Origin of the sequence: Paraburkholderia sp. RAU6.4a (assembly GCF_050435625.1) — a bacterium.
In the GTDB taxonomy this organism is placed as follows: Bacteria; Pseudomonadota; Gammaproteobacteria; order Burkholderiales; family Burkholderiaceae; genus Paraburkholderia; species Paraburkholderia tuberum.
The window spans coordinates 159,556-185,086 of record NZ_JBNDKQ010000001.1 but is presented as its reverse complement, the minus strand read 5'-3'; the positions used below and the strand labels follow the sequence as shown (position 1 = coordinate 185,086).

At 63.4% G+C, this 25,531-nt stretch carries 17 protein-coding genes; 7 read left to right on the top strand and 10 right to left on the bottom strand.

Annotated features, from left to right (window positions below; all coding sequences use genetic code 11):
• The first annotated feature begins 2 nt into the window (after positions 1-2).
• From tssM to OKW40_RS00835, 4 genes are all read left to right on the top strand, one after another.
• Entirely contained in the window at positions 3-3,968 is a 3,966-nt protein-coding gene (gene tssM / locus OKW40_RS00850; protein ID WP_429487688.1) for a type VI secretion system membrane subunit TssM, read from the top strand.
• A gap of 33 nt (positions 3,969-4,001) precedes the next feature.
• The gene (locus OKW40_RS00845; protein ID WP_429487686.1) at positions 4,002-6,461 is read left to right on the top strand and encodes a type VI secretion system Vgr family protein; all 2,460 of its coding nucleotides are present in this window, start codon (positions 4,002-4,004) and stop codon (positions 6,459-6,461) included.
• 89 nt (positions 6,462-6,550) lie between these two features.
• Positions 6,551-6,817, top strand: a complete 267-nt coding sequence (locus OKW40_RS00840; protein ID WP_090810707.1) for a PAAR domain-containing protein — start codon at positions 6,551-6,553, stop codon at positions 6,815-6,817.
• 16 nt (positions 6,818-6,833) lie between these two features.
• A complete protein-coding gene (locus OKW40_RS00835; protein WP_429487684.1) occupies positions 6,834-10,268 on the top strand; it encodes an RHS repeat-associated core domain-containing protein in 3,435 nt (1,144 codons plus the stop codon).
• On the opposite strand, the gene OKW40_RS00830 is transcribed toward OKW40_RS00835, so the two are convergent.
• From OKW40_RS00830 to OKW40_RS00795, 8 genes are all read right to left on the bottom strand, one after another.
• Positions 10,173-11,576, bottom strand: coding sequence for a GlcNAc-transferase family protein (locus OKW40_RS00830; RefSeq protein ID WP_429487682.1), 1,404 nt, complete (start codon positions 11,574-11,576; stop codon positions 10,173-10,175). The two genes, OKW40_RS00835 and OKW40_RS00830, sit on opposite strands and share 96 nt — an antisense overlap.
• 41 nt (positions 11,577-11,617) lie before the next feature.
• Complete coding sequence (locus OKW40_RS00825; RefSeq protein ID WP_429487680.1) at positions 11,618-12,634, bottom strand: fimbrial protein; 1,017 nt, start codon at positions 12,632-12,634, stop codon at positions 11,618-11,620.
• A gap of 72 nt (positions 12,635-12,706) precedes the next feature.
• Entirely contained in the window at positions 12,707-13,780 is a 1,074-nt protein-coding gene (locus OKW40_RS00820) for an ImpA family type VI secretion system protein (protein ID WP_429487678.1), read from the bottom strand.
• Positions 13,777-14,844: a type VI secretion system baseplate subunit TssG gene (gene tssG / locus OKW40_RS00815; protein ID WP_090811834.1), complete on the bottom strand. Its 1,068-nt coding sequence runs from the start codon at positions 14,842-14,844 to the stop codon at positions 13,777-13,779. Before tssG ends, OKW40_RS00820 begins: the two co-directional genes overlap by 4 nt.
• Positions 14,845-14,846: 2 nt before the next feature.
• Entirely contained in the window at positions 14,847-16,727 is a 1,881-nt protein-coding gene (tssF, locus tag OKW40_RS00810) for a type VI secretion system baseplate subunit TssF (protein ID WP_090810718.1), read from the bottom strand.
• A 1-nt stretch (position 16,728) separates the two neighbouring features.
• A complete protein-coding gene (tssE, locus tag OKW40_RS00805; protein WP_187612303.1) occupies positions 16,729-17,247 on the bottom strand; it encodes a type VI secretion system baseplate subunit TssE in 519 nt (172 codons plus the stop codon).
• Entirely contained in the window at positions 17,244-18,080 is an 837-nt protein-coding gene (locus OKW40_RS00800) for a type VI secretion system accessory protein TagJ (RefSeq protein WP_429487676.1), read from the bottom strand. Before OKW40_RS00800 ends, tssE begins: the two co-directional genes overlap by 4 nt.
• Positions 18,064-18,645, bottom strand: coding sequence for a TagK domain-containing protein (locus OKW40_RS00795; protein WP_429487674.1), 582 nt, complete (start codon positions 18,643-18,645; stop codon positions 18,064-18,066). The genes OKW40_RS00800 and OKW40_RS00795 overlap by 17 nt, the downstream gene beginning before the upstream one ends.
• 662 nt (positions 18,646-19,307) lie before the next feature.
• Between OKW40_RS00795 and tssH the strand changes: the two genes are divergently transcribed.
• Positions 19,308-22,001 carry a type VI secretion system ATPase TssH gene (tssH, locus tag OKW40_RS00790; protein ID WP_429487672.1) on the top strand — a complete coding sequence of 898 codons (2,694 nt, stop codon included), beginning with the start codon at positions 19,308-19,310 and terminating at the stop codon, positions 21,999-22,001.
• Positions 22,002-22,085: 84 nt separating this feature from the next.
• On the opposite strand, the gene OKW40_RS00785 is transcribed toward tssH, so the two are convergent.
• Positions 22,086-22,304 (bottom strand): hypothetical protein, encoded by a 219-nt coding sequence (locus tag OKW40_RS00785; RefSeq protein ID WP_429355170.1) that lies wholly within the window; start codon positions 22,302-22,304, stop codon positions 22,086-22,088.
• A gap of 245 nt (positions 22,305-22,549) precedes the next feature.
• Here OKW40_RS00785 and OKW40_RS00780 point away from each other — a divergent pair, with 245 nt between their 5' ends.
• Together OKW40_RS00780 and OKW40_RS00775 are read left to right on the top strand one after the other, a co-directional pair.
• The gene (locus OKW40_RS00780) at positions 22,550-22,933 is read left to right on the top strand and encodes an SHOCT domain-containing protein (protein ID WP_184045085.1); all 384 of its coding nucleotides are present in this window, start codon (positions 22,550-22,552) and stop codon (positions 22,931-22,933) included.
• 107 nt (positions 22,934-23,040) lie between these two features.
• Positions 23,041-23,595, top strand: a complete 555-nt coding sequence (locus OKW40_RS00775; RefSeq protein WP_429487669.1) for a hypothetical protein — start codon at positions 23,041-23,043, stop codon at positions 23,593-23,595.
• Positions 23,596-23,603: 8 nt separating this feature from the next.
• Here OKW40_RS00775 and OKW40_RS00770 read toward each other — a convergent pair whose 3' ends face one another.
• On the bottom strand, positions 23,604-25,190 hold the full coding sequence (locus OKW40_RS00770; RefSeq protein ID WP_184061786.1) for a phospholipase D family protein: 1,587 nt from the start codon (positions 25,188-25,190) through the stop codon (positions 23,604-23,606).
• Positions 25,191-25,531: the final 341 nt, after the last annotated feature.

Below are 25,531 nucleotides of genomic sequence, written 5' to 3'. Positions count from 1 at the left end.
TGATGTCTTATTTGAACCGCTTATCGAAACTTGTGCTCACGCGCCAGACGCTGGTGCTCGCCGCGATCCTCGTGACGGCTGTGGCCGTCTGGTTCGTGGGACCTCTGATCGCGTTTGGCGACTACCGCCCACTCGAGAGCGTGCTCTCGCGCACGCTGTCGATCGTCGTGCTGTTATTGCTGCTGCTGTTCTGGCTGCTCGGCTGGTCGCCTGGCGTCATCGGCGTCGCGTTGCTGTGTCTCGCGCTCTGGTATTTCGGACCGATACTCGCGTTCGGCCAAACGCATCCACTCGGCACCACATGGTCCCGCGTGCTGCTGATCTCGGTGCTGCTTGCCTGCTACGCGATCTATGGGCTGTATCGTCTGTGGCGGGCAGTGCGCAGCGATGACGTGCTGCTGCAGCGCGTTCTGAACCCGTTCACGAAGAAGTCGGCCGCGACCCCTGTCGCACGAGACGAAATCCGCGCGCTTCACGCGGTCGTCGCGAAGGCCATCGACAAGCTCAAACGCATGCGCGGCGGACCGGCAGGGTTGCGTCGTCTGCTCGAAAGCCAACGCTACCTGTACGAACTTCCGTGGTACATGGTGGTGGGCTCGCCAGGCGCCGGCAAGACGACGTTGATCCTGAACTCGGGTCTGGATTTTCCGGAGGCGGATCAGATGGTCGCGGCGTCGCTGAGAAGCCGCGTCGAAACGGCGAACTGCGACTGGTGGTTCGCGAACGAAGCGGTGCTGATCGACACCGCTGGCCGCTATACGGTTCAGGACGCAGCGTCGCAAGAGGCCGCGAAGGTTGACGTCGATCCGGAAGACCTGAAGAGCGTGAACGAGGCCGAGTGGCGCGGCCTTCTGGGGCTGCTTCGCAAGCGGCGCCCGCGCGCGCCGATCAACGGTGCGTTGCTGGTCGTTTCAATCGAAGAGTTGTTGACGCACCCAGCGCCCGAACGAAAGGCGCTCGCCGCGTCGATGCGCGCTCGGCTCGGCGAGTTGCGCCAGCAGTTGGGGATTCGATTCCCCGTCTACGTGCTCGTCACGAAGCTCGATCTGCTGCCCGGCTTCGGGGAGTATTTCCAGTCGTTGACGGCGGAAAGCCGCGCGCAGATTTTCGGCTTCACACTGCCTTATCAGGAAGCGGCGGAACAACACGGCCGCGACACACTGCGCCTGAACTGCGCGGCCGAAATGCGTGAGCTGGAGCAGGGACTCGAAGACGGCGTCAACACGAGGCTGCAAGAGGTGTACGAGGTCGATCTGCGCAAGAAACTTTATGCGCTGCCGTCAGAATTTCGTAGCCTGTGCGCGGAACTCAATGAATTGCTCGCGCTGGTGTTTCTCGATTCGAAATACGACGACACGCAGTTGAACAGCACGCTGCGCGGCGTCTATTTCACGAGCGCGGCGCAAACTCACGAGGCCGTGTCCGCCGACAGCTCCACGCTCTTGCAGCGGCTGCGTCGCGGGCTCGCGGGTTTATTTGGTGCCGCGCCGAAAACGGTCTCGCCGTCGTCCGGCGACGCGACGCCTACCGGCTATCGCGGCTATTTCTTGCGCAATCTGTTTCAGCGCGTGATCCTGGCCGAAGCGCATCTGGTGCGGCCGAACCTGTACTGGGAAGTCCGATTCCGCGCGTTGCGTCTTATCGGACATCTGCTCGCGATCGTCGTGGCGGTGTGGCTGATTGGTGCGCTCGTCGTGAGCTTCGGCAACAACCGCGAGTATCTCGCCGCGATCGATGGCAAGGCCAATGCGCTCGCCGCGCGGGTCTTGTCGCAACGGAAGGCGCCGCAGCCCGGGACGATGGGGACGCTTCTGTCAGCGTCGCGTGACCTGCCTCAGTTCGACGGCATGGACCTCGACAGTCCCGGTGTCGCATGGCACTACGGGCTCTACACGGCGCCCGCCATCCGCGTCGCCGCCGGCGAGACTTACAACAATCTGCTGAAACAGATGCTGCTGCCGCAAGTTGTCGGCCGGCTCGAAACGGTGCTCGATACGCAAATCGGCGTACAGGACGCGGACGGCGTTTATCGCACGCTGATGGTCTACCTGATGCTGTTCGATGGCTCGCACTACGACGCGAAAGCAGTCAAGGCATGGGTGCTCGGCGACTGGGAACACGCCAACAGCGTCGCATCGCTCGGCGAGCGCAACGTGATGGCGCGTCACCTCGATGCGCTGATCGTGGAAGGGGTGCCCACGGTGCCGGCAAGACCGGTGAATGCGCAGCTCGTGCGCCGCGCGCGCGAGTTCCTTGGCCGCAATCCGGCGTCCGGACGGCTCTATGAACGTGCGATGAACGCCATGGCTCCCGAGGCGCCCGAGAACGTCACGCTGCTGAGCGCCGCAGGTCCGCAGGCCACTACCGTGTTCATGCTGGCCGGCGGTTCGACGCTCGCGCGAGGTATCCCCGGTCTCTATACCTACGACGGCTATCACGCCGTTTTTAACAAGCGCCTCCCTGATTTTCTCGAGCAGGCGCGAAAACAGGACGCCTGGGTGATGGGCGAGGCCGATGCATCGGCGCGGCGGCGGCGGATGGCAAACGGCAACGCACCGCGCAAGGACAGGCTCGCCGACGATATCCGTCGCCAATACCTGACCGACTATGGCAATTACTGGAGCCAGTTTCTCGACGACGTGAGACCGGTGTCCGGCAGCGAAGGCACCCTGGCGCCCGATCTGCAGACGCTGCGTACGCTGGCTGCGCCGGATTCGCCGCTGGCGAGACTCGCGCGAACGGCCGCGCGCGAGACGTCGCTGTCGATCGTGGATGGCGCGGACGAGCCGTCGGCCGCCGGTAGTGCCATGAACGTGATCATGCGTCGCTCGCAGGCGGCGCGCGCGGCGAGCGCCGTGGCCGCAACCGCCACGATCGGTCAGCTCGCGCAACAGAAGATGGAACGTGAACTGGTCGACAGACGCTTTGCCGCGCTGCGCGAAGTCGTGACCGGCCAGGCCGATAGCGGGAGCGCGCTGCCCGGCGGCAGCGGCGTGCTGCAGCTGGGCGGCGTCATCGGGCTGATCAACGAGCAGTACACGCGATTGATGACGGCCGGCGACGTGCTCGCCACCAACAGCATGCCGCCCACGGACGACCTCGGCTCCACGCTGCAGCTCGAGGCGCAGAAGCTTCCGCCGCCGTTTCGGGCCGTGCTCGTGGGCCTCGCGTCGCAGTCGATGCGCAAGGTGGACCGCAATGTCGGCTCCTTGCTCACGATGCAGGTCGAATCGAGCGTTGGCGCGCAATGCCGACGTGCTGTCGAAGGCAAATATCCGTTTGCCGCGAGCGCCCAGGAAGTCGACATCGACGATTTCAATCGCGTGTTCGCGGCCGGCGGCCTGCTCGACGACTTTTTCCACAAGACGCTCGCCAGCCGCGTCGATACGAGCATGCGGCCATGGCGCTATAAGCCGGTCAGCCCCGGCATGCCGCCCATGCAGGGACCGGGCCTCGAACCGTTCGAGCGCGCCGCGGCGATCCGTCAGACATTTTTCCGCGATCCCGGCGCGACCCGGATGTCGTGGAACGCGGGCCTCAAGGTCGTGTCGCTGGACCCCGAGATTACCGATCTGCTCATCGACGTCGACGGGCAAAACCTGCGCTATGCGCATGGTCCGGTCACGACGTCCCCGATCACCTGGCCGGGGCCGCGCGGCGGTTCGATGGCCGGCCTCACCGCGAATCCGCGCGTGCGTCCGGACACGTCGACCGTCATGACCGAAGGTCCGTGGGCGCTGTTCCGTCTGATCGACCGGGGCCGCGTGACGTCGACGTTGTCGTCGAGCCGCTCGGCGGTGGACTTCAATTTCGACGACCGGCACGCGGTCATCGAACTGACATCGGGCGGACAGTCAGGACCGCAACTCACGGCGTTGCTGTGCGATTTTCGTTGTCCCGGTAGCGGAAACGCGATGGGAAGGCGAGCGGACGCGTCGTCAGGCCCCGCATTCGCCGACGAGCTGTAGCGTCTTTTCGATATAGAGAATTTAGAGGAGTGCATGTCAAGTAATCCCTTGAACGCGATAAGTGTGCAAAGCCGCGCAGTGACCGTATCCAGCGCGGCGATACCGCGGTGGCCGGGGCAGACCGCGGACGGACAGACGCAGCCGGCGCTGGAGTTCATGTCACTGAACGGCGACGAGCATCTCGGCAAGCTGTTTGAGTACGAACTGCTGTTGCGCACGCCTGACGATTACACGGTACCGCTTGCCGTCAGTGCCAACCTCGACCTGAAGGCGCTGCTAGGCAAGGAAATGACCGTCGCGATCGACCTCCAGCCGAGCGCCGACACCGAAGCATGTCAGCGCGAAATCACCGGACTCGTCGTCGCCGCGCAATACCTGCGTCGGGACGGCCGCTACAACGTCTATCGTGTCGTGCTGAAGCCGTGGCTGTGGCTGGCGACCCTGACGACCGACTACAAGATTTTCCAGAACAGGACGGTCATCGAGATCATCGACGAGGTTCTGAAGGACTATCCGTACCCGGTCGAAAAGCGCCTCGACGTGAGCCGCTATGCGCTCGAGGGTGAGAGTCCGACCAACGAACCGCGCACGTTCCAGGTCCAGTACGGCGAGACCGATTACGACTTCATTCATCGCCTGATGGAAGAGTGGGGCATCTACTGGTTTTTCGAGCATGCCGACGGCAAGCACCGGCTCGTGCTGTGCGACCACATTGGCGCGCACCGCCACTCGCCGAACCCCTCATACCGGACGCTGGCGTTCCAACCGCAGGGCGGCAAGACCGACACCGAATACATCAGCGCGTTTTCGACGGCCGAAGTCTTGTGCACCGGTCACTACGTGACGAGCGACTTCGACTTCACGCGTTCGCGCGCCGAGATGCGGGCGATCAATCAGCAACCGCGCGACACCAGTTGGAACCTGCTCGAGCGCTACGACTGGCCGGGCGACTACACCGACAGCAGCCACGGTGAACTGCTGGCGCGTACGCGCATGGAAGCACTGCGCGCGCCGGGTACGCGAGCGAAAGGCGAAGGTAACGTACGGGGACTCGCGTGCGGGCAGACGTTCGTGTTGACCAACTACGACTATACGGCCGCGAACTGCGAATACCTCGTCATCGGTACGAAGCTCGACCTGACCGGTACGCCGGACGAATCGGGTAGCGGCTACGAATACACCTGCAGCAACAAGTTCGACGCGCAACCGACAAGCGAAGTGTTCAGACTGCCGCGGGAGACCTCGAAGCCGATCGTCAACGGGCCGCAGTCGGCTGTCGTCGTGGGTCCCGAGGGCAAGGAACTGTGGACCGACGAATTCGGCCGCGTGAAGGTCCGCTTCGTCTGGGACCGTTACGGCCAAAACGTCGAAACCGACTCCTGCTGGGTCCGTGTGAGCCAGGCGTGGGCCGGTCAGGGTTTCGGTGGCATCTACATTCCGCGCATCGGCCAGGAAGTCATCGTCGACTTCTGGAACGGCGACCCGGATCGTCCGCTGATCACCGGGAGCCTGTACAACGCGGCGACGCGTCCGCCCTATGACTTGCCAGGCAACGCGACGCAGAGCGGTTTCATGAGCCGGTCGATGGAAGGGGGCCTGCAGAACTACAACAGCATCCGCTTCGAGGACAAGGCGGGTGCCGAGGAATTCACGTTGCAGGCGGAACGGGACATGAACCGCCTGACGAAGCTGAATGAGTCACACGTCGTCGGTGCCGACTACACGATCGGCGTGGCCGCGGCGCACAGCATGACCGTCGGCGCGACGTCCAGCACGATCGTCGGCGGCAAGTACTCGGTAAGGGTGAAGGGTGTCGCCTTCTATTCCGTGGGTCTTGCACACTTTGTATCGATTGGCGGGGCGGAGGAGACCGCGGTTGGGGGTGCCTCCCTTCTGACGGTGGGCGGTGCACGTACGGTCACGGTTGGTGGCGCGTCGACGCACGCGGTAGGCGGAGCCTATTCGCTGTCGGCCGGGAAGGCGCTGTCTATCGTGTGCGGCAAGTCCTCGCTGACCATGAACAAGGATGGCGAGATCAAGCTCATCGGTAAGTCGATCCGCATCCAGGGTGACACCCGTGTCGTGGTGCAAGGCACGCCGCTGGACCTTAACCCCGGTGACAAGGAATGTGGCAGCTCAGTGACGGTGCCAGTTCCTGTAGTGGTGCTCGATGCGCTGGACGTTCCAGTTATTCCGTCACCTCCATCGGACGAGCCGCTTCCGACGATATGTCCGCTTCCGACGATATGTCCGCCGCCCTCGGAAGAGCCGGCGCCATCGGAAGAGCCGCCGCCATCGGAAGAGCCGCCGCCATCGGAAGAGCCGCCGCCATCGGAAGAGCCGCCGCCGTCGGAAGAGCCGCCGCCATCGGAAGAGCCGCCGCCGTCGGAAGAGCGGCCGCCATCGGAAGAGCCGGCGCCATCGGAAGAGCCGGCACCGTCGGAGGAGCCGCCGCCGTCCGAAGAGCCGCCGAAAACCGGCATTGACTTGTAACAGCGTATTTCGCAATACCGTGCAGACGGCGAATGCCTTCGCGCATCGCCCTGCACGGACGTTCAGTTTCCATGAGGAGAAAATCGATCATGTTTCCAGCGGCTCGCAAAGGCGATGCGATCGGACATGGCGGTTCGATCGTCTCGGGCTCCCCGACGGTCTTCATCAATCGATTGCCTGCGGCGCTCGTCGGTATGAGCTCTGCCGTTTGCGCGCTGCACCCGTGCTCGCAAGCTGTGGTCGCGGGTTCGGGTACGGTGTTGATCAACAACGTGCCGGCGGCATTGGTTGGCGGCAAGGTTTCGTGTGGCGCGCCGTGTTCCGCTGGCTCGCCAGACGTGCGCATCGGTTCATGATGACGATGGGGGCCATGTGACGACGGGAGTCGCGGGAATCGGCGGCGAGCTGGTCGGTTTGCCCGGCGTCGTATTGCCCCTCGCCAGTGTCGGACCGTTGCTGGATCGCTGTGAGCGGCTCGGCGACGTCGTCGACCGCTTTCGGATGCGTCGTGCGCTGTCGGGCATTCTGTGCGGCTCGGTCGAGGTAATCAGCGGCAGCAAAGTCTGCCTACCTACCGACGAAACCGACTTCAGGCTGCGAGGCCGTCTTCCGCTCGTATGGTCGCGTTGTTATTCGAGCGAGCAGCACGCGCTCGGGCTGCTCGGCGTCGGTTGGCGCACGAGTTGGGAAGTCACGCTGCACAAGCGGGACGATCAACTGCTCTACACCGACGAATGCGGCAGCACGCTCAGCGTGCCGTTTCCCGAGCGCGGGTCGCAGGTGATTGCGTCGGCTGCGCAGTTGCACATCGCGCATCTGAGCGACGGACGCCTCGTCGTCGCGGATCTGACGCCGCATTACCGCGTGTTCGGCGACTTCGACGCGAACGGAATCGCACGGCTCAAATACGTCGAGGATCTTCGTCAGCAGCGGATCGGCCTGATCTGGGATCCCGGCGGGCGCTTGCTGCGCATGCGTGGAACCTGCGGCCACGAGCTGCGCATGCACTACGAAGCGCGGATGGGCGCGCGTCTGAGCGCTGTCGAGTGTGTCGACGGCGGTCCCACCGGCGCGCTGGTCCAGTACGGCTACAGCCAGCGCGGCGAACTCACCGAGGTACGCAACCGGGTCGGCGAAATCGTGCGTCGCTTTGCATACCGCGATGGGCGGATCGTCGAAGAAGCAGACGCGCTCGGAATGGCAACACGCTATGTGTGGCAGACGATCGGCGGCGCCGCGCGCGTGATTCGACGAGTCACGTCAGAAGGCGCGCGTGAGCGCTTCGCCTACGACTTCGATAGCCGGACCAGTGAGGTCAGCGACGTCTTCGGCAACACGGCGCATTGGCAATACGACGAGCAGGGCCGCGTGCTGTCGCACACAGACTTCGACGACCGGCGCTACCGGTTCGACTACGGCGACGCCGTCGCGCCGCTCACCATGCAACTGCCCGGCGAGCGGGTGGTTCATGTCGAATACGACGGGCTCGGACGCGTCGCGCGTGAGACGGATCTCCAGGGCGCAACCCGCTCGACGCAGTATGCGTTTGCGTCACGCGAGCCGGTGTCAGTCGCGTTGAGCGATGGCCGTGTGTGGATGTGGGCACGCAACGATCGCTTGCAGCCGTTGCACTATCAAACCCCGTCTGGAGAATTCACGCGTTTCGAATATGGTGACGATGGCGATGTCGTGTGCTCGACGGATGCGCAGGGGGTCGCCACGACCTTCGCGCATAACGCGTGGGGGCAGGTGACACGTCGCACTGGAGTTGGCGGAAGCACGACGGACTACGAGTATGACGTCAATGGTTACGTAGTCAGTGTGACCGACGCGCTCGGCGCGGTCACGCGAATCGAGCGCGATGGGCTCGGCCGACCGTTGACCATCACGCGTCCGGACGGACAGGCCGAGCGTCATGTGTGGAATGCGGCTGGCCAGCGGACGTCGTTCGTCGGCCCGAGTGGCCGAAGCCGGCACTGGGATCGAGACCGGCGCGGCAATGTCGTACGCGCGGTCGACGAAGAGGGGCACGTGATCGTGCGTCGATACGATGCGCATGGGCGCCCGGTTCGAATCGAAAGCGCGAACGGCGCGGTGCAGTTGCTTCGGTGGAATGCGAGCAGTTGCCTGTCGATCACGGATGCAGATGGCGTGGAACGCAACTTCGACTATGCGGATACCGGGCGGGTCCGTTGTCTCACGTGGAAGGCGGGCGCGCAACAGCGTCGCGAAACGTTCGACTACGACCGCGCGGGCCGTCTGATCCGGCGTGAGACCGCGCACAACCGCTATATGTATCGCTACGGGCCGCGCGGATTGCTCGACTGCGTGAGCCGCGAGCCAACACGAGAAGGCGAGCTACTCGGAATTGGAGCGGATGAGATCCGCTTCGAACACGACGCCGGTGACCGTCTGATTGCCGAGCACGGCGCAAACGGCACACTGCGCTACACGTACGACGTCGTTGGCCGCCTTGTCGCGATTCAACTGCCACAGGGACAGGAGTTGCGTATGCGCCGCTTCGAAACTGGCGCTGTCGCGTTCGTCGAACTGGACGATCGACAGATTGCGCGCTTCTGGTATGACGCGATGAGGCGTCCGGTTGCGCGCACGCAAGGCCGTTTGCGCACGCATACGGCCTATTCGCCGCTCGGCTTGCCGGTGTGGTGGCGTTCGGTGACGGGGCGCGACGTGGATACGCCGGGCTGCGCGACAGAACCTGTCGCCGGATTGTGGCGCGAAGCCGATTACAGTCTCGCTGACGTGATCGTCAGGACGGGCGCCGAGACCGACGGTCAGACGTGGTACGACTACGACCGGCGTGGCTGTCTGTTGCGCTCGGTGTCGGAGAAGGGGGACATCGAGTATTTCACGTGGGACGCCGCTGGCAATCTGCTCGATACGCCTGGCGGCAGCTGGTTCCCGGCCGTGTATCCCGACCACCGGTTACGGGAGTGCCGCGGACATCGTTATGACTATGATGTGTGGGGGCAATTGGTGCGTAGGCGTGGCCGCAACCATACGCTATCGCTCGATTGGGATGCGGAGGGGCACGTCATCGCCGCGCATCGCAAGGGCTATACCGTGCGCTATCAGTACGACCCAATCGGTCGGCGTATCGGCAGGCGTGTCGAACCCGCTTCGTCACGGCGCGCGCAGCAGTCATCGACGCCGGAACAGGACGAGCTCATGCGCTATTTGTGGCAAGGACACAGACTGATCCAGCAGCAGCGCGCGATGGAACTGCGCACGTACCTGTATCAACCCGAGCCCGACCGCTCAACGGGCTTCGCGCCGCTCGCTTGCGTGGACCAGACCCTCACCGATGATGGCGCGATCAAGAACACGCAGGTCTATCACTATCACACTGACGCCGCCGGTACGGCCGTCGCGCTCACGGATGAGACCGGCCAGGTGGCATGGCGCGGGCGTTACCGGGCGTGGGGCAGTCTCGTGACGCCGGAGTGGCCAAGCAGCGACGCGTTTGCGCAGCCGCTTCGTTATGCCGGCCAATACGCGGACGATGAAACCACGCTGTACTACAACGGTGCGCGTTTTTATGATCCTCACGCGGGCCGCTACATCAGCCCCGATCGCAACGGCGAAGGCGGAGCCAGTTCGTATCGCTACGCGCCGAATCCGCTGACGTGGTGCAATCCTGTCGGCCGCGCGACGCCGGAGGCGTTTCCGTGCGTCGTGGTCGCGGATGCGTCATGCATCGATGGCGCACCGGACCCGGCTCAATACATTGCCGGCGTCGTCGAACAACTCCACGACGTAGCAGGCTGGGAGCTGGCCAAGTTCTGATTCGAAAGTCACATGGAAGTCGAGCCAGCCGTTTTTCCGGTATCGGGAAAGACCGCTGCCGTCGACGGTCTCGCGGCGCAGTACCGTCTCGTCGTTGCCGTAAATCACGACGGTGACTGACGTCGCGGCCCGCAGCGCGTGCTCGACGCCGGGCGTGACCAGATGCCTGTCGAATCCATTCTGATGCACGCACACACGGACGTCGTTTGCGCGTAGCAGAGAAGCTTTCCATGTCGCTTCGTCGGGACGTTGCGTGCCCGCGACTGGTGGAACATCATTCAATACCGACTGCTGGACACCGCGCCACTTGAAGCCGATGCCCGCGTAGGCCTCGTAATCGGCGAGCGTGCGTTCCGCTCCGAGTCCATACTTGCCGAACTCAACGTCAGCCAACGTTTCTCCGTCGATACCGAGCAGAGCACGATTGCGCTGCAACGAGCGCTCGTTGCGCTCGTGCCAGGGCTCGTCGATTTCACCCCGTTCCTTGGCCTCGTGATTGTGGTCGTTCCACATCTTGACGCGGTATGAGCGCAGATATTCGTGCCAACCGATCAGCCTGTGCGGACTGTACAGGTCATAGCCGTGGGTGAACGCACGGACGGCAAGCGAAATCTCCTCGCCGTGAAAGAAATAGTCAGGATCGTGCTGGACCGCCTGGGCAAAGTGACCGTCGGCAAATGCGAAGTGCGCGCTGAAGAAGCGCGAACGGACCGGGCGAATGCGCGTTCTCCAGTCGGAGAGTGTCTTCAAGCGAAACAGGACCACCCCTTCCCTGGAAAACCTTGCATAGGCCAATATCCCCGGCTCGTCGCTGGATCGAGCGTCGTCGTTCTCGGGGTCGTACATCGGAAGGTAGGCGGTCAGCACGGGTTTCGGACTTTCATCGCGTAAAGACTCCAGCATCTCGATTGCGAGCGTGTCCCATGCGTCGACGAAGCGGTGGTGCGAATCGAGTTGCAGCGTGTAGCGCTCGCCGCCGTATCGCTGTTGGACCAGATTGCGAGCCCAGCATGCGCCCTGCGTCATCATGTGGGGCACGTCGATCAATTCGATTTTCGCTTCACGATGACTGAGATGTTGGATGGTCCAACCGTCGGTCTGCTCGGTTCGCCAATTGCCAAAGCTTTGCTGCCAGAATTGGATCATCGTCTCGTCGTGCGCATGCTGCCAGCAGACGATGATCCGTAGTAGATCAGGTTTTCTAGCTTTCTGGATCAAATCCAGCAGGGTGGGGATCAACTGCGGGTCGCGATAACTCGCGATTTGCACGAAGATCGAGTGCGGCGGTGTGACGGATAACTGGGTCATGCGCGTTGATTCTGGTGGACCTTCGTCGTTGAATAGTCGATTCAAAGAATGGTCATCGTGACTGTTGCGGTTGCCTGGATCCTGCCTGCGCTCGGCGTTGCTGTTCCGACGCGCAGCACCGTCGCCTCGAGTGCAAACGGCGATTGCATCGCGCCCTGCGGTGTGTGGACGAGGGTGCTCGTCGGATCGTTGGGCCTGAAGATTGTGTTGGTTGAAACATCCCGCAAACGAATCGCGAGATGCGTCGCGCCGGTGTTCTTCAACAGGCTGCTATCTTCTGTATCGGGGGTTCCGGAAAGTACGGCAGTAATCGAAGCCGGTGGCGTGGGCCCGGTGCAGAGCACCGTAAAGTCGACTGGCTGGGTTGGCCCGCTTGTGGTCGATACATCGCTTGGGCCGAACGTGCCGAAATCGATGTTCAGTGTGCTGGTATTGACCGAGCAACTTGGAAGAACCTTGACGTTGATGCTGCCGCCCGTGATGGTCACGACCCGATTGCCGTCACCCTCGGCGAAGCCGGCTCCCACGGTGTTGAGTATCACGTTGACGTTGCTTGCGATGTCGCCCGTTTTGACCAGTTCGATCTCGAATTGCGAGCCAATGCCGAAGCGCGCATAGATAACCTGATTGGGGTCGCCCGCGGGATAGGACGACGTAAACGGAAGTGGCGAGTTCACGCCGGTTGCACGAAGATAGGTCAAACGAAAGCCGATGCCTGGGACGTTCGTGTTATAGACGGTAGCCCCCAATACAACGGACGGCGTTGCGTTGGAATACTGCATTGATATCGTGCCCCCGTCGGTGCAGGCCGCGAAGTTCGCATAGGTCGCGTACGCCGGCGACAAGCCCGTGGCGATCACCGAGCCGACCGGTAACGCCGGATCGATCGATACCGAGCTTTCCCAGAACGGTATGTTGACCGCTAATGGTTGTCCCGCGATGTAGCCTTGAGACAGCAGTTCGGAAATTTGCGAAGGCTTCAACTGGATGCAGGTGGCGAACGCGAAATGGGGTATCGCGAAGCAAACCAGGATAAGAAAATGAATGAGTCTTTTCATTGGAAGTTGTTGGTTGACCGGCGGACTGAATGGGCTGACAGCGGGGAAAGTCGCACATGCGCGCACATCGCCTCAACTGTCGGCTACGTCCCATTTAGCGAGTAAATCGGCGGGAATGATATGGGCGAGTTCTGAAAACCGTTTGCCCACCATTCGTTCCGATTGGCGCAGCAAAACAATGACAGGACTGCTCGGTTCGTTTTGCTCGAACCACATGCGTGTTTCCTGAATGGCTGCGAGCGCGCTCCAGCGATCCATTGGAGAAGGCGCAGTGATTGGCAGATCAGCGGGCGCGTCGGACTGCGGTAGCGTCGCCGTAGCCACGATCGCCGAGGCCGATCCGCGCACGCTGTCGTTGTCCTGCTTGTTGTCCTGCTCGTTGACGGCTCGGGCGGGCGCTGGCGCGGACCCGCCGCCGCCCACCCGATGCTGCGCGAATGGCTCCAGCGCTCGGGACAACGCACCGAGATCGGGCGCGTCGGCGTCGAGCATCTCATCGCACCATGCGGCAATGCGCTGCGTCAGACACTGCGCTTCGACTAGTGCGGCCATTGCCGCGTCGCGTCGGCCCCACAATTCCTTGAGCAACCGGGCGACGGATTCAGGGGCGAGCGCGTCCTTCTGGCGTGGCGTCGCGAATGATTTTTCGATATCGCGCAAATGCAGTTGAAGCCCCGCGGCCCTCGGCATCGGGATGTCGCGCGCATCGGCCAGCGTGCCATCCGGTTCGACGAGTCCGCCGATCGCGTTGGCGAACATCGCCGGGTCTCGCTCGCCTTCGAACACGGGCAGCGGGTGGAGCGCTTCGCCATAGCATTCGAGCATCGCCATCAGCAATGCCAGTCCGTCGCGCAGGCCAGCCGCGCCGTCGAGCCGGGTTCGGCAACGCAGCAGGATCACCGCGAGGCGAATGTCTTTTGTCCGCAGCAGCAGCGCGCGGCAGTCGCGTTCAATGTCGGCCCAATTGGCCGTTGGCGGCACGTCGACGAAGTCGCCGTACTGCGCTTCGGCGCGTGGGGCCGCGGCCGCCTGCAGCATCACGAAGGCCGGATCGTATTCGAGATCGGGACCGCAAGGCGCGTGTGCGGAGACCGGTTCGAGCAGATCGGCGTAGCGCAGCACGACGGCGGGAGCGTTGGCGTTCATGCGAGGGAACTCCGGGGTCGGTCGTTGTACTGTTCAGGTTCGAAAACCATGCCGACGACCGGCAGGTCGTCGAGGGAATCACCGAGCCACGTCGAGTAGCCGAGTCTCTGCGACGTGCCGATGCAGGCGGGTGGCGCCGCGCGGGGGTTGACGAGCAGCTTGACCTCCCACGCGTATTCGTGGCCGACGAACGCTCGCACCCATTCGACGAACGTCGGCAAGTCCTCGCCGTGCGGCGTGAGGCGCAAATACTGATCGAGGTCGAGCGGACCCACGACGAGCCGGAACTTGTGTTGCCGGTCGGGAATTGCCTCGCCGAGTTGGGCGCATTCACCGATGATCGCCGCGGGCCCCGGCACCCCGAGCCTCGTATGTTCCGATGCGCACAGATGGATCCAGTGCGGCACGAATTCTTCGATCGTCATCGGAACACCGAAGTAATGCGAGAGCGTCGCCGCGATGCCGTGCGGAGTCCGCGCCTCGCGCACGAGGTGCGCCGCCGCGCTGTAGCGCGAGTGCGTGGGCAGACAGGACTGCTCCGCCTCGGCCGGGTCGACGCCGATCAGACTGGCGACGTAGAACGAAAACGTTTCGTCGCCGGCACGGTCGAGCGACGCGGTGGCTTGCCCCGATGCCCACGCGCGATAAAACTGCGACAGCGCGCGGTGATGGAACAGATCGACCAGCCCGACGAGCGCATGATCCTGGTGGCTTTCCACACGACTGTGAGCCAGCTCCGTCATATGCAGCGGCAGCGGCCCCTGCGGCCCCCACAGGCCGAGCCCGAACAGCCGCACGTCGAGGCGACCGTCTCGCATGCCGAGCGACGCGATTTCGCGTGGCGCAAACGCCAGAGTGGGTTGCTGACCGATCCGGAACGGCTCTTCTTGCGGCAGACTCGCGGTGCCCGGCAACGGCATCAGCGGGTCGCGCGCGGCGATAGCCCGCAGCAGGCTCAGGAAGCCGGACTGCCACGGCGTGTCCGGATCGAACCACGCGTCGAGCGATTGCGGATCGAGCGAAGATCGCGTTGGCGCGACGGCGCTCGCCATTGCCCCATCCATGCTCATACCGCTCCGCGTCCGCCCATGCGTGGCCGCCATTGGGTGATCAGGCCACGTTGCATCGAACGAAGTTCGGTTTCGGTGAACACGTTGATCGAGACGTGGCGCGCGAGGTAATGCTCGAGCACGAGCCCGAGCAGATACGGGCTGATGCCTGAGAAGCCGGTTTCGTCGACCGTCAGTTCGCAGCGCACGCCACGCCCATACACGAGTAGTCCGTCGCCCGGCAGACGCCGGACCACCGGTTCAGTGCGTGCGCCGACGAGTGCCTCGATCTGCCGTGCCTGTTCGCGCTCGCCTGGGGCGATGAAGAGGCCGAGCATGTTGCGCAGCGCCTGGCCGCCGTCGCCGTGGTCGAGTTCGGCGAGCGGCATATAGTTGAAGCTCAGCTGCCTGATCAGACGCCACGCCGTTTCACCGCTCGCGTACGGCGCGCGCGGCGCGCTCGGTGCATGCACGAGGCGCACGCCCTCGATCGGCACGGAGTCCGACATCGTGAGGTCGGTTTTGCCGTTACGCGGGATCAGGCGCGGCAGGTCACGGTTCGTGACCCACGCTTCGACCGACAGGTAGCGGATGTCGTCAGCGTACGGCGCCTCCGCCTGATCGACGAGCGACACGTAGACCTCGGTCCCGATATACGGCGTACGGGTGCCGTACTTGCGTGCATTGGCCGACAGCGCGCGCTGCTCACGGCGCACCGAAAAATAGCGGCCATGGTTGCCCACGTCGCTATGCAGCGTCTGATAAAGCGGATTGAACTCGACTTCGAGCGATGTTTGCGCGCGCTGACCGAATACGCGCGACACCGAAAAAATCTCGTAGTCGAGCGGCCGGGTGCGGTCGGCGAGCAGATGAAAATCGGTTTGCGCGCGATTGATTTCGACGCGGTCGGTGCGCTTGCGAAACAGGTTGATGACCGGCGTACAGAACAGCAGGAAACGCGCTGCGTCGACGTGCGCGGCCAGCTCTTCCGGCAGGCGGTCGAGCAGCAGCACGACCTCGGCCTCCTTGCTGTCCACGCGCGCGAGACCCGCCGCGAGCTGCGTCAGCGCAAAGAAATAGAAGCGCTGGCGGCATGCGAAGTATTCCTGAAGCAGGTTGTGGCCGTGAAACGTATTCCACGTGAGCGGCAGCAGACCCTGTTGCGCTTGCAGACCTTCAAATTCGACCGGTGTTTTCGCGACCACGTGCCCTTCGTCTCTCGACGCGCCATACGCGCGCACGACGGAGGCGACGCTACCGGCGTGGATCAGCTCGAACAGATGCGAAGCGATACGTTCGTCGCCACCGATGTAAATGGGCAGCCGGTCGAAGTCTGTCATCTGGTTGAACTTCACTTCGCCTGTTGTGCGCAGGCGCAGCCGTAACGCGCCGCGCAATTGCAGGTGCGGCAACAGATGGCGATCGGTGTCGGGGATATCCGGCGGCACGGCGCTGAGCCGGGCTTCAGCGATCTCGATAGGCCATAGCGTGACGTCCTGGCTGCTGCGGAATTCGCACGCGGTTTGCTCGCCGGGCGGGATCGCCGAGCGCAGCATGCTTTGCCGGGGCACCTTCAGCCCTCTCGTGAAATCGCCTTCGCGCAGGCTCGGACGCAACTGCGCGACGGCGATCGACGGCGTCGGCGCGACATAGTTCGGATAGACCACTTCGAGCAGGCGCTGCGTAAAGCGCGGAAATTCGGCGTCGAGTTTGATCTGCGTGCGCGCCGACATGAAGCAAAACGCCTCGATGAGCCGCTCCACGTAGGGGTCGGCAACGTCGATGCCCTCCATGCCAAGGCGGCGCGCGATTTTTGGGTGCTGGGCGGCGAACTCGCCGGCCATTTCCCGCATGTAGGTCAGTTCGCGGCTGTAGTAGTCGAGAAATCGTGGGTCCATGTCAACTTCCCTTGCCGGAGCCCAGCTCGAACGTGACGTGATTCATTTCGATGTCGAATGCACTCTGGATGCGAAATTCCAGTGGATAGGGCGACCAGCGCATGAGGCCATGAATCTCGAACTCGAGCTGGTTGTAGCGTACCGGGTTCTTGCTATTGAGCGGCCGGATGCGCAGCGACTCCGGAATCAGCCGCGGCTCGAAGCGAACGATCGCGTTGCGGACCGTCTTCTCGACGGTTTCCCAGTTGCGACTGGTGAGGTAGCTGCCGGACAACGCGGGAATGCCGTAATTGACGACCGACGCGGCTAGCATGGGGTAGCGCGCGATGTCCATTTCGTCGTCCAGGTTCGTGGTGTTGAGCAGCAGGCCGAGATCACGCTGGATGATGCGGCGCATGCCTTCGCTATTGGGCGCATAGGCCTCCGGCCGCTCGCTGCGCCGCGCGGGCGCATCGTCGAGCAGGCGGTCGATCAGCGACGGCATGTAGGCTTGCCGGTGTCGCGCGTCGGAGGTGGTCATACGTGCTCGTCGTGATTGAACCGGCATTCGCCGATGTCGAGCAGGCCGACGTCGCCCTTGTCGGTGCTCCAGGTTTTCTGGCCGAGCGCGATCACGCCGGTTTCCCCTACGTCTTTCCAGGTTGTTTCGCGCGAGAGCCGGGTGGCGGCGGGACCACTTTCCGAGCCGGGATAGCGCACCGGCAGGTAGCCGCGCAGGATAGTCGCGTCGCGTAGGCCCACGACGGCCGAGCGCCAGACGAGGTCGGCCAGCGCGGTGACCGGACCGAGTGTCAGCGATTTCATCGAGTCGAACGGCACCCAGCGATACCCGCCCGCTACGGTCAGCTCACACACGGGGCCCAGCCGGCTATCGCTATCGGTCAGCCACTCGAATGCGCCGATCTGCGTGCTGTCGCCGCGCGTGGCCGGCGCGGCGTTCAACGCGGCGCCGCGCAGTTCGTCGGCGGCGGCGAGGTTGCCCTCGCCCAGCTTGACGTTGGCTTGCAGCAGCGATTTCACCCACTCGGGCAGCGGATCGATCTCGCCCGGCGCGCGCTGACCCGCGAACACCTCGGCGCGGAACATCTCGCTGCGAATCAGCCCGCGATACATCTGGGCGCGCGATGTGCCTTCCGGCTCTAGCGTGGCCCAGGTTTGCAGCTGTTGTAACGCGCGTTTCCATTCACCGTCGAGGCACAACAGCTCGAACAACAGCCAGCGTTCGCGCACGTTCGACGGATGCTTGCGCACGTTGTCGATGGTTTGCTCCTTGAGTTCGCAGTAAGTCTGCGCGTCGAGCAGGCTGCGAAGTGTTGGCGTGTCCGACTTGGGCAGGTCAGCGGTTATTTTCATCTGAAAATTCAGGCTCTTCGTATTCGATCGATTCAGGCATGGCGATGTGGCTGTCCATACTGATCATGTGATGTTCTTCGCGCGCAAGCTGCGCGGTTCTGCTCGCACGGTGCGCGGGAATTCCGCGCGGCGCGAGCAGCGCGAGGATCTCGTGCGTTTCGTCCGACTCGAAAATCTGCTCGGCACTGAACGAGTCAAGGCTATCGAGCAGGGTGTCGATGTTCTTCCCCTTCGTCAGCAGGTCGAACACCGACGCTTCAGCACGCGACGGATCGACAAGCTCGGCGAACGGGTCGTGAGGTGAGCCGATGATCGACCCGCCGTGATCTTCGGCCGACGCCTTGGGCTCGTGCGCGTTGCCGCTCTCCTGGCTCAACAGCGCGTGACGATATTCCAGCGTGAGCGCGGCGAGCGGGTCCGCTGCGTCGATGTCGGCTGCCAGAAGCTTTGCCATGCCGTCGTGTGCGCCGGGTTCCGCTGGATTCGGTTCGCGCCGCAACTGCAGCAGATCGTTATCGTCCTCGTCGGCGAGTGCGATCAGGTCGCTGAAGTCGTCCGGCTTCATGAGCACGGGCTCGACCCGGTCCGCGGCAGAATTCACGCTCGACGGTGGTGCCTGGACAAAGTCTCCAGACGCATTCGCTATCTCGAGAGGCGGGTTCCGTAATAAATCGGGCATAGGCTGAAGGTCGGTATGCGCGCTCGGCCTAGCGCGAGGCGAACCCTCCACGCCGACGTGACTGTTCTCGCCTACGAAGGCCCGCTGGCTTGCCTCACTCATTTCCGACAGATCGATTCGCGAAACGGTTGGAGCGAGCCGGAAAGACTGGATCGTTCGTGCGAAGGTCCTGAGCGCGCTTGCTTCGAAGGGCGAATGGTCCCAGCGTGTGTGATATCCAGTCATGGCCTGACCCGTATGCAACGGCGAATGAGATTTGCCTGGAAAGCGCGCATTTGTAAAAACTCTCTCGCCGCAGAAATAAAAGGATCACCAACTGAAAATGTGGGTTGGCGCGTGGAAGATATGAATGCTACTTCGCGCTCCTCGAGTGGAATATGGGCGACGGCCCAAATACACGCAGCGATCGACCGGCTATCCTTTGTCGCTCGATCAGTCTGGCTGGCCGGCGCGCTTTTTCGGATACCTGCTCCGCGGAGCGCGGGATGCCGACGCGAGGCCACGCCTTTCCGCTACAAACATCTTTACCTTTTACCTGCAACGTCATCATGTCCATTTCACGCCACGCGTTGTTCGGCAAGCTCGGCGCAACGCTCTTCAGGAGCATCGAATCCGCAACGGCGTTTTCCAAGCTGCGCGGCAACCCGTATATTGAGCTCGCGCACTGGCTGCACCAGTTGCTCGCGCAGTCCGATAGCGACCTGCACCGCATCGTCAGACACTGTGGCATCAGCCGCGAACTGCTCGAGCGGGACCTGCAGACCGCGCTTGCCGCGCTGCCGTCCGGCGCGAGCGCGCTCACGGATTTTTCGCATCACGTCGAGACGGCAATCGAGCGCGCGTGGGTGGTCGCGACGCTGGCATTCGGCGACGGTCGGATCCGCGGCGCATGGCTGATGGCGGCGCTTGTCGAGACGCCTGAGTTGCGGCGCTTGCTGCTGGCCATTTCGCCGGAGTTCGGCAAGATTGCCGTCGACGGCCTTCACGATGCGTTGCCGGCGTGGATTGCCGGCTCCCCCGAAGCGGAGGACACCCCGTACGACCAGAGTGACTTTTCGTCGGCGGTGCCGGGCGAGGCGTCCGGTGCGCTCGCTGCATCGGTGAAGGGCGCGGCACTCGCGCAGTTTTGCGCGGATCTGACCGCACGCGCGCGCGCCGGTGAAATCGATCCGGTGGTTGGGCGCGAAGTCGAGATTCGCACGATGATCGACGTGCTGTTGCGCCGGCGTCAGAACAATCCGTTGCTGACCGGCGACGCCGGGGTTGGCAAGACGGCGGTGGTCGAAGGCCTCGCGCGCGCGATCGCGGCCGGCGAAGTCCCGCCGAAACTTGCCGACGTGCGGCTGTTGAGCCTCGACGTCGGTGCGCTGCTTGCCGGCGCGAGCATGAAGGGCGAGTTCGAGGCCAGGCTGAAGTCGGTACTCGAGGAGGCGGCGAAGTCGTCGGCGCCGGTCGTGCTGTTCGTCGATGAGATTCACACGCTGGTCGGCGCCGGCGGCCAGGCCGGCACCGGCGACGCGGCGAACCTGCTGAAACCGGCGCTCGCCCGCGGCACGTTGCGCACGATCGGCGCGACGACGTGGGCCGAGTACAAGCGGCACATCGAGAAAGACCCGGCGCTCACGCGGCGCTTTCAGGTGCTGCAGATCGCCGAGCCCGAGGAGCCGTCCGCGATCGATATGGTCCGCGGACTCGCGCGCACGCTCGCGAGCCATCATGGCGTCGTGGTTCTCGACGAAGCGATTCGCGCAGCCGTGACACTGTCGCATCGCTACATCCCGTCGCGTCAGTTGCCGGACAAGGCGATCAGCCTGCTCGACACCGCCTGCGCGCGCGTCGCGCTATCGCAGCATGCGCCGCCGCGCGAATTGCAGCGGATACGCGAGCGCTTGCAAGCCGCGCGCGTCGAAGCCGAGCTGCTCGGTAACGAGGTGCGCATCGGGCTCGGCAGCGAGGCTGCGCTGGCCGACGTCAAGGCGACCATCGCGACGCTCGAGCTCGAGGAACGTGTTGTCGAAAACGCCTGGCAGGCCCAGTCCGATGTGGCGAAGGCGCTGGCGCACGCGCGCGAGGTCGAAAGCGAGCGCGCCGCCGCAGCCGGGCCTGAGGCCGAAGTGCGCGATCGCGCGGCGACCGCGCTGGAGACGTTGCGCGAGCTGGAGCGGACGTTATCGAACCTGCAGGCGGATACGCCATTCGTGTTCCCGGAAGTCGGCGAAGCGATCGTCGCCGACATCGTCTCTGACTGGACCGGTATTCCAGTCGGACGCATGATCACCGATGAGGTCAGCGCCGTTCAGGTGCTGCCCGCCACGCTGGCGGCGCGCGTGATCGGCCAGCACGACGCGTTGCAGCAGATCGGCGAGCGCGTGCAGACGGCGCGCGCCGGGCTCGCGGACCCGCGCAAGCCACTCGGCGTCTTCCTGCTCGCGGGGCCGTCCGGCGTCGGCAAGACGGAAACCGCGCTCGCATTGGCGGAGGCGCTCTATGGCGGCGAGCAGAACCTCATCACGATCAACATGAGCGAGTACCAGGAGGCGCATACGGTCTCGGGACTCAAGGGCGCGCCGCCTGGCTACGTCGGGTACGGCGATGGCGGCGTGCTGACCGAAGCGGTGCGCCGACGTCCGTACTCGGTCGTGTTGCTCGACGAGATTGAAAAGGCGCACGGCGACGTGCACGAAATGTTCTACCAGGTGCTGGACAAGGGCTACATGGAAGACGGCGATGGTCGCTATATCGATTTCCGCAATACGACCATCCTGATGACCAGCAATGTCGGCTCCGATCTGAGCGCGAGCCTATGCGCGGACGAAATGCTTGCGCCGGACTTTGACGGTCTGCGTTCCGCGCTTTCGACGGAATTGCTGAAGGCGTTTCCGGCCGCCTTCCTCGGACGCGTGACGCTGGTGCCATATCGTCCGCTGGGCTCGGATTCGCTCGCGCGGATCGTGCGTTTGCATCTCGATCGAGTCGTTCGGCGGATGGCGGACAACCACCGCATCGCGCTGAGTTATGCGGCGGAGGTGGTCGACTACATCGTCGCGCGCTGCCTCGTGCAGGAGACTGGTGCGCGTCTTTTGATCGGCTTCATCGAACAGCACGTGCTGCCGCGCCTCGCCCGGCAGTGGCTCGATGCGTTTGCAGCGAAAAGCGCGCTCACGCATATGACGATCGAGGTGAGCGATCCGGCCGCGGCGCCTGTTGAAGCGCTCGTGGTTCGGTCGTCCTGCCAAGTGTAGTCGGCTTCGCACTCGGTGACCTGCATCGCGAATGACGAGTCGCGTTGATCGTGCAGCGGCGTGACGAGGCGCATAGCCGGCCGGTCAGGGGCTGCATGGATGCTTCGCAAACGTCTCTTTTGGCATTTTTTTTGCCGGGCAAAAGCGCTGGTTTTTTGACATCATTTTCACATATGCATGTTCAATGCCACGCGGCATGATCGCCACACCACCAGAAATCGTCAATCGAACGGAATCCTTAAAAATTGCTCGCGTTACACGAGCGGGATAAGCTATAAAGACAAAAAGATCCGCATCATGCATTTGCGGCGCCCGAAGTGAGGAGCACAAATGAAAGACGTGACGAACAGCGGGTTTGCGGCTTTAAACGAGCCATTGAAACTCATGCATGTCTTTCATACAGTATGAATGCGCGTGCGAATCGACATGCGGTCATGGTAGGTTTTCGGCGCTGCCGTGCTGATCGTATGCGTCATCCATAGCGGGGCAACAATAGGTCGAAATCCGTTAAGCCGTTCAATTGCAACCGGAATGACTGGAGAACAACAATGCTTTTCTTTAATGATGGTTTCACATTCCCGAATTTTCTGGCCGACGTTTTCTCCATCTTCATCTTTATCCTGTGGTTCTGGCTGTTGATCACGGTGTCGAGCGACCTGTTCCGCCGCCATGACGTGTCCGGATGGGGCAAGGTTCTGTGGGTGATTTTTCTCATCATCCTGCCGTATATCGGCATCTTCGCGTATCTGCTCACGCAGCATCGCGGCATGGCGGAACGCGATCAGGCGCGGGCCAAGCAGGTGCGCGAAGATCTGCGCAATGTGGTGGGCTTCAGTGTCGCCGACGAAATCGAGAAGCTCGACAAGCTGAAAGCGTCCGGTTCGATTTCCGGGGAAGAGCACTCGCGTCTGCGCGCGAAGCTCGTGCAGTAAGCGTCGGTTACCTGACTGCAGCCATGGGCGAGCGGGGCGCGCAGCCCGTGTCGCCTCGGCTTTTGCGCGGTGAGGGATCGTGCGATCGAACGTAACGGGAGGAACCCTTGCTTACCCGCCTCGCCCGCGTTCGGAACGCTGCCGCGCGAACCGCGCGCGCGCCGCTGGCATTGCGCCGCGTCGCGCTCACGTGCGCGACGGCGATGATGCTCGCGGCTTGCGCGCAACCGTGGCAGCAATTCCAGGCGGGTCAGGATCAAGCGGCGATCGTCGCCCGCATGGGTCCGCCGCGCGAAGTCTATGACCTGCCGGGGGGCGGCCGCCGACTGATGTGGCCGACCCAGCCGATGGGCTCGACCACCGTCGCCGCCGATATCGACGCTTCAGGCAAGATCGTGAACGTGCGTCAGGTCTTGCAGTTGAGCGAATTCAATCGCGCGGAAATCGGCAAATGGACGCGCGACGATGTGCTGATCAATTTCGGCCGCCCCGTGCAAACGCAGTTCTTCCGGCTCTCGCAACGCGAAGTCTGGTCATACCGTTATATCGAAAGCAACATCCACCACATGTTGTTCAATTTCGCGTTCGACACCAACGGCGTGTTGCGCGAGACGCAGCGCACGCCCGATCCCGTGCGAGATCGCGATTTGCGACGATTCTGAACTGTGAGCTATAGCAGCGACTCAATTGGCATAATCGACAGCATCCAAACACCGAGCCGTGCGTACCACGTCGTATTCGGTTCGGTGTCGTGGCGGGTTTCGACGTCGCCGTTGGTTTCGATCCAGTACAGCTTGCCGTTTTTGTCGAGATGCACCGCGTACGCGACGCTCGGCAGCAGCGCGAGAAACTTGCGATCGACCCGCGTCGCGAGCTCGGTGCTGTCGATGACGAGTCCAAGCTCGGTATTCAGATGCGCGGAGCGCGGATCGAAGTTGAACGAACCGACGAAGACCCGCTGGGAGTCCACGATGAAAGTCTTCGCATGCAAGCTCGACCCGGAACTGCCGAACGGCCCCGGCGACTGTTCTTTCTTGTAGGTGGCGCCTGCCACGCGCCGCAATTCATACAGGTGCACGCCGTTTTGCAGCAACTCGACGCGCCGCCTCATATAGCCCGAATGCACGGCGACGACATCGGTCGCTTCGAGCGCGTTCGTCAACACCCGCACGTCGACGCCCTGGGCGGCGAGCCCGCTCAGATACTGCGTGCCCGTGTTTGCCGGCACGAAGTACGGGGAGACGAGGTCGAGCGACTTCGTCGGCTGGCCCATCACTTCGCGGAGCTGGTGGGAAATCAGCGCTTCCGGCGGCGCGTTGTTCAGGCCTTTCGCGGGGTCGTCGCTGATCATCTTCGTTTTGGCCCAGTCGAGCGGCAGCTTGTCGTCGAGCAGGTTCTGCACGACGCGCGGGCCGCGCAGCGCTTGCTTGTACTCAGCGGCGGCAGGATCCTGCTCGATCGCCTGCGCATTACGCTCCAGCGTGGCCAGCTCATCGACGCTCTCGTGCGGCAGGATCTTCCCGACCGGATACGCCGACGCGCTTGCCCAGTAGCGGTCGAAATCGCGCGAGACGTCGGTCGCGGCCGGTCCGACCGCGAGTACGTCGAGGTCGGCGAAGACGACGCCGTCGGTGGCATCGAAGTACTCGTCGCCGATGTTGCGGCCGCCGAGGATCGTCGCGGTGGCGTCGGCGGTCAGGGACTTGTTGTGCATGCGCCGATTGGCGCGCGAAAAGTCGGTCACGAAGCCGAGGATTTTCGGGCTGCGCACGACGAACGGGTTGAACAGGCGCACCTCGATGTTCGGATGCGCGTCGAGCGCCGCCAGTGTCGGGTCGAGCGCGGAGGCGATGCCGAGATCGTCAAGCAGCAGGCGCACCCGCACGCCCCGGTCCGCCGCTTCGTGGATCTGTTCGAGCAGCAGCGTGCCGGTCAGATCGTCGCGCCAGATGTAGTACTGGATGTCGAGCGTGCGTTGCGCGGAACGGATCAGGTCCATGCGCGCGGCAAACGCGACATGCGCATCCGCCAGCGGATAAATGCCCGCCAGCCCCGCGTGCGCGGCCAGCTCGGGCGCGACCGCGCGACCGAGATCCGTGGTGGCCGCCACCGCGGGCGACAACGCATGCGACGCCTGGCGACCCTCGAGCGACGGTAACGGCGCGCAGCCGGCCAGCAGGCTTGCGCACAGCAGCGCGCACAGCGCGCCTCTCCATCGGCGGTGCGGGAACGACGGGTGGTGGATCTGCGCTTGCATGGAGTCCAGGTCTTCGTTTGGGTCGCGCGAGCCGGCCGGTTCCAGAATCGGAACATCGCGTGGCGTTGCTCGACAAAGCTTCGCTCGACCGCCTGTACTGACGGTGTCGCGCGCATGCTTGCACGCAACTTGCATTGGTTGAGAAGAATACTATGAGCGCATGCCCATCGGTGCGCCGCCCGACGCTCTTGTTGCGCAAAGCGCTTTGTCCGATGATACGAGCAGGCTGCGCGAATTCGAACGGGGGCCAACCCGGCCGCGCATCGACCGCATGGTTTCCATGCAATCGAGCGTGATCCGCTCCGTGTCAGCGCAAAGGGTCATAAAGGGTCCGGTTCACG

Bases quoted from the DNA above. Each gene is read 5' to 3' on its own strand.
- tssM (WP_429487688.1), top strand. From the start codon at position 3: ATGTCTTATTTGAACCGCTTATCGAAACTTGTGCTCACGCGCCAGACG.
- OKW40_RS00845 (WP_429487686.1), top strand. From the start codon at position 4,002: ATGTCAAGTAATCCCTTGAACGCGATAAGTGTGCAAAGCCGCGCAGTG.
- OKW40_RS00840 (WP_090810707.1), top strand. From the start codon at position 6,551: ATGTTTCCAGCGGCTCGCAAAGGCGATGCGATCGGACATGGCGGTTCG.
- OKW40_RS00830 (WP_429487682.1), bottom strand. From the start codon at position 11,576: ATGACCCAGTTATCCGTCACACCGCCGCACTCGATCTTCGTGCAAATC.
- OKW40_RS00825 (WP_429487680.1), bottom strand. From the start codon at position 12,634: ATGAAAAGACTCATTCATTTTCTTATCCTGGTTTGCTTCGCGATACCC.
- OKW40_RS00820 (WP_429487678.1), bottom strand. From the start codon at position 13,780: ATGAACGCCAACGCTCCCGCCGTCGTGCTGCGCTACGCCGATCTGCTC.
- tssG (WP_090811834.1), bottom strand. From the start codon at position 14,844: ATGGATGGGGCAATGGCGAGCGCCGTCGCGCCAACGCGATCTTCGCTC.
- tssF (WP_090810718.1), bottom strand. From the start codon at position 16,727: ATGGACCCACGATTTCTCGACTACTACAGCCGCGAACTGACCTACATG.
- tssE (WP_187612303.1), bottom strand. From the start codon at position 17,247: ATGACCACCTCCGACGCGCGACACCGGCAAGCCTACATGCCGTCGCTG.
- OKW40_RS00800 (WP_429487676.1), bottom strand. From the start codon at position 18,080: ATGAAAATAACCGCTGACCTGCCCAAGTCGGACACGCCAACACTTCGC.
- OKW40_RS00795 (WP_429487674.1), bottom strand. From the start codon at position 18,645: ATGAAGCCGGACGACTTCAGCGACCTGATCGCACTCGCCGACGAGGAC.
- tssH (WP_429487672.1), top strand. From the start codon at position 19,308: ATGTCCATTTCACGCCACGCGTTGTTCGGCAAGCTCGGCGCAACGCTC.
- OKW40_RS00785 (WP_429355170.1), bottom strand. From the start codon at position 22,304: ATGCATGATGCGGATCTTTTTGTCTTTATAGCTTATCCCGCTCGTGTA.
- OKW40_RS00780 (WP_184045085.1), top strand. From the start codon at position 22,550: ATGCTTTTCTTTAATGATGGTTTCACATTCCCGAATTTTCTGGCCGAC.
- OKW40_RS00770 (WP_184061786.1), bottom strand. From the start codon at position 25,190: ATGCAAGCGCAGATCCACCACCCGTCGTTCCCGCACCGCCGATGGAGA.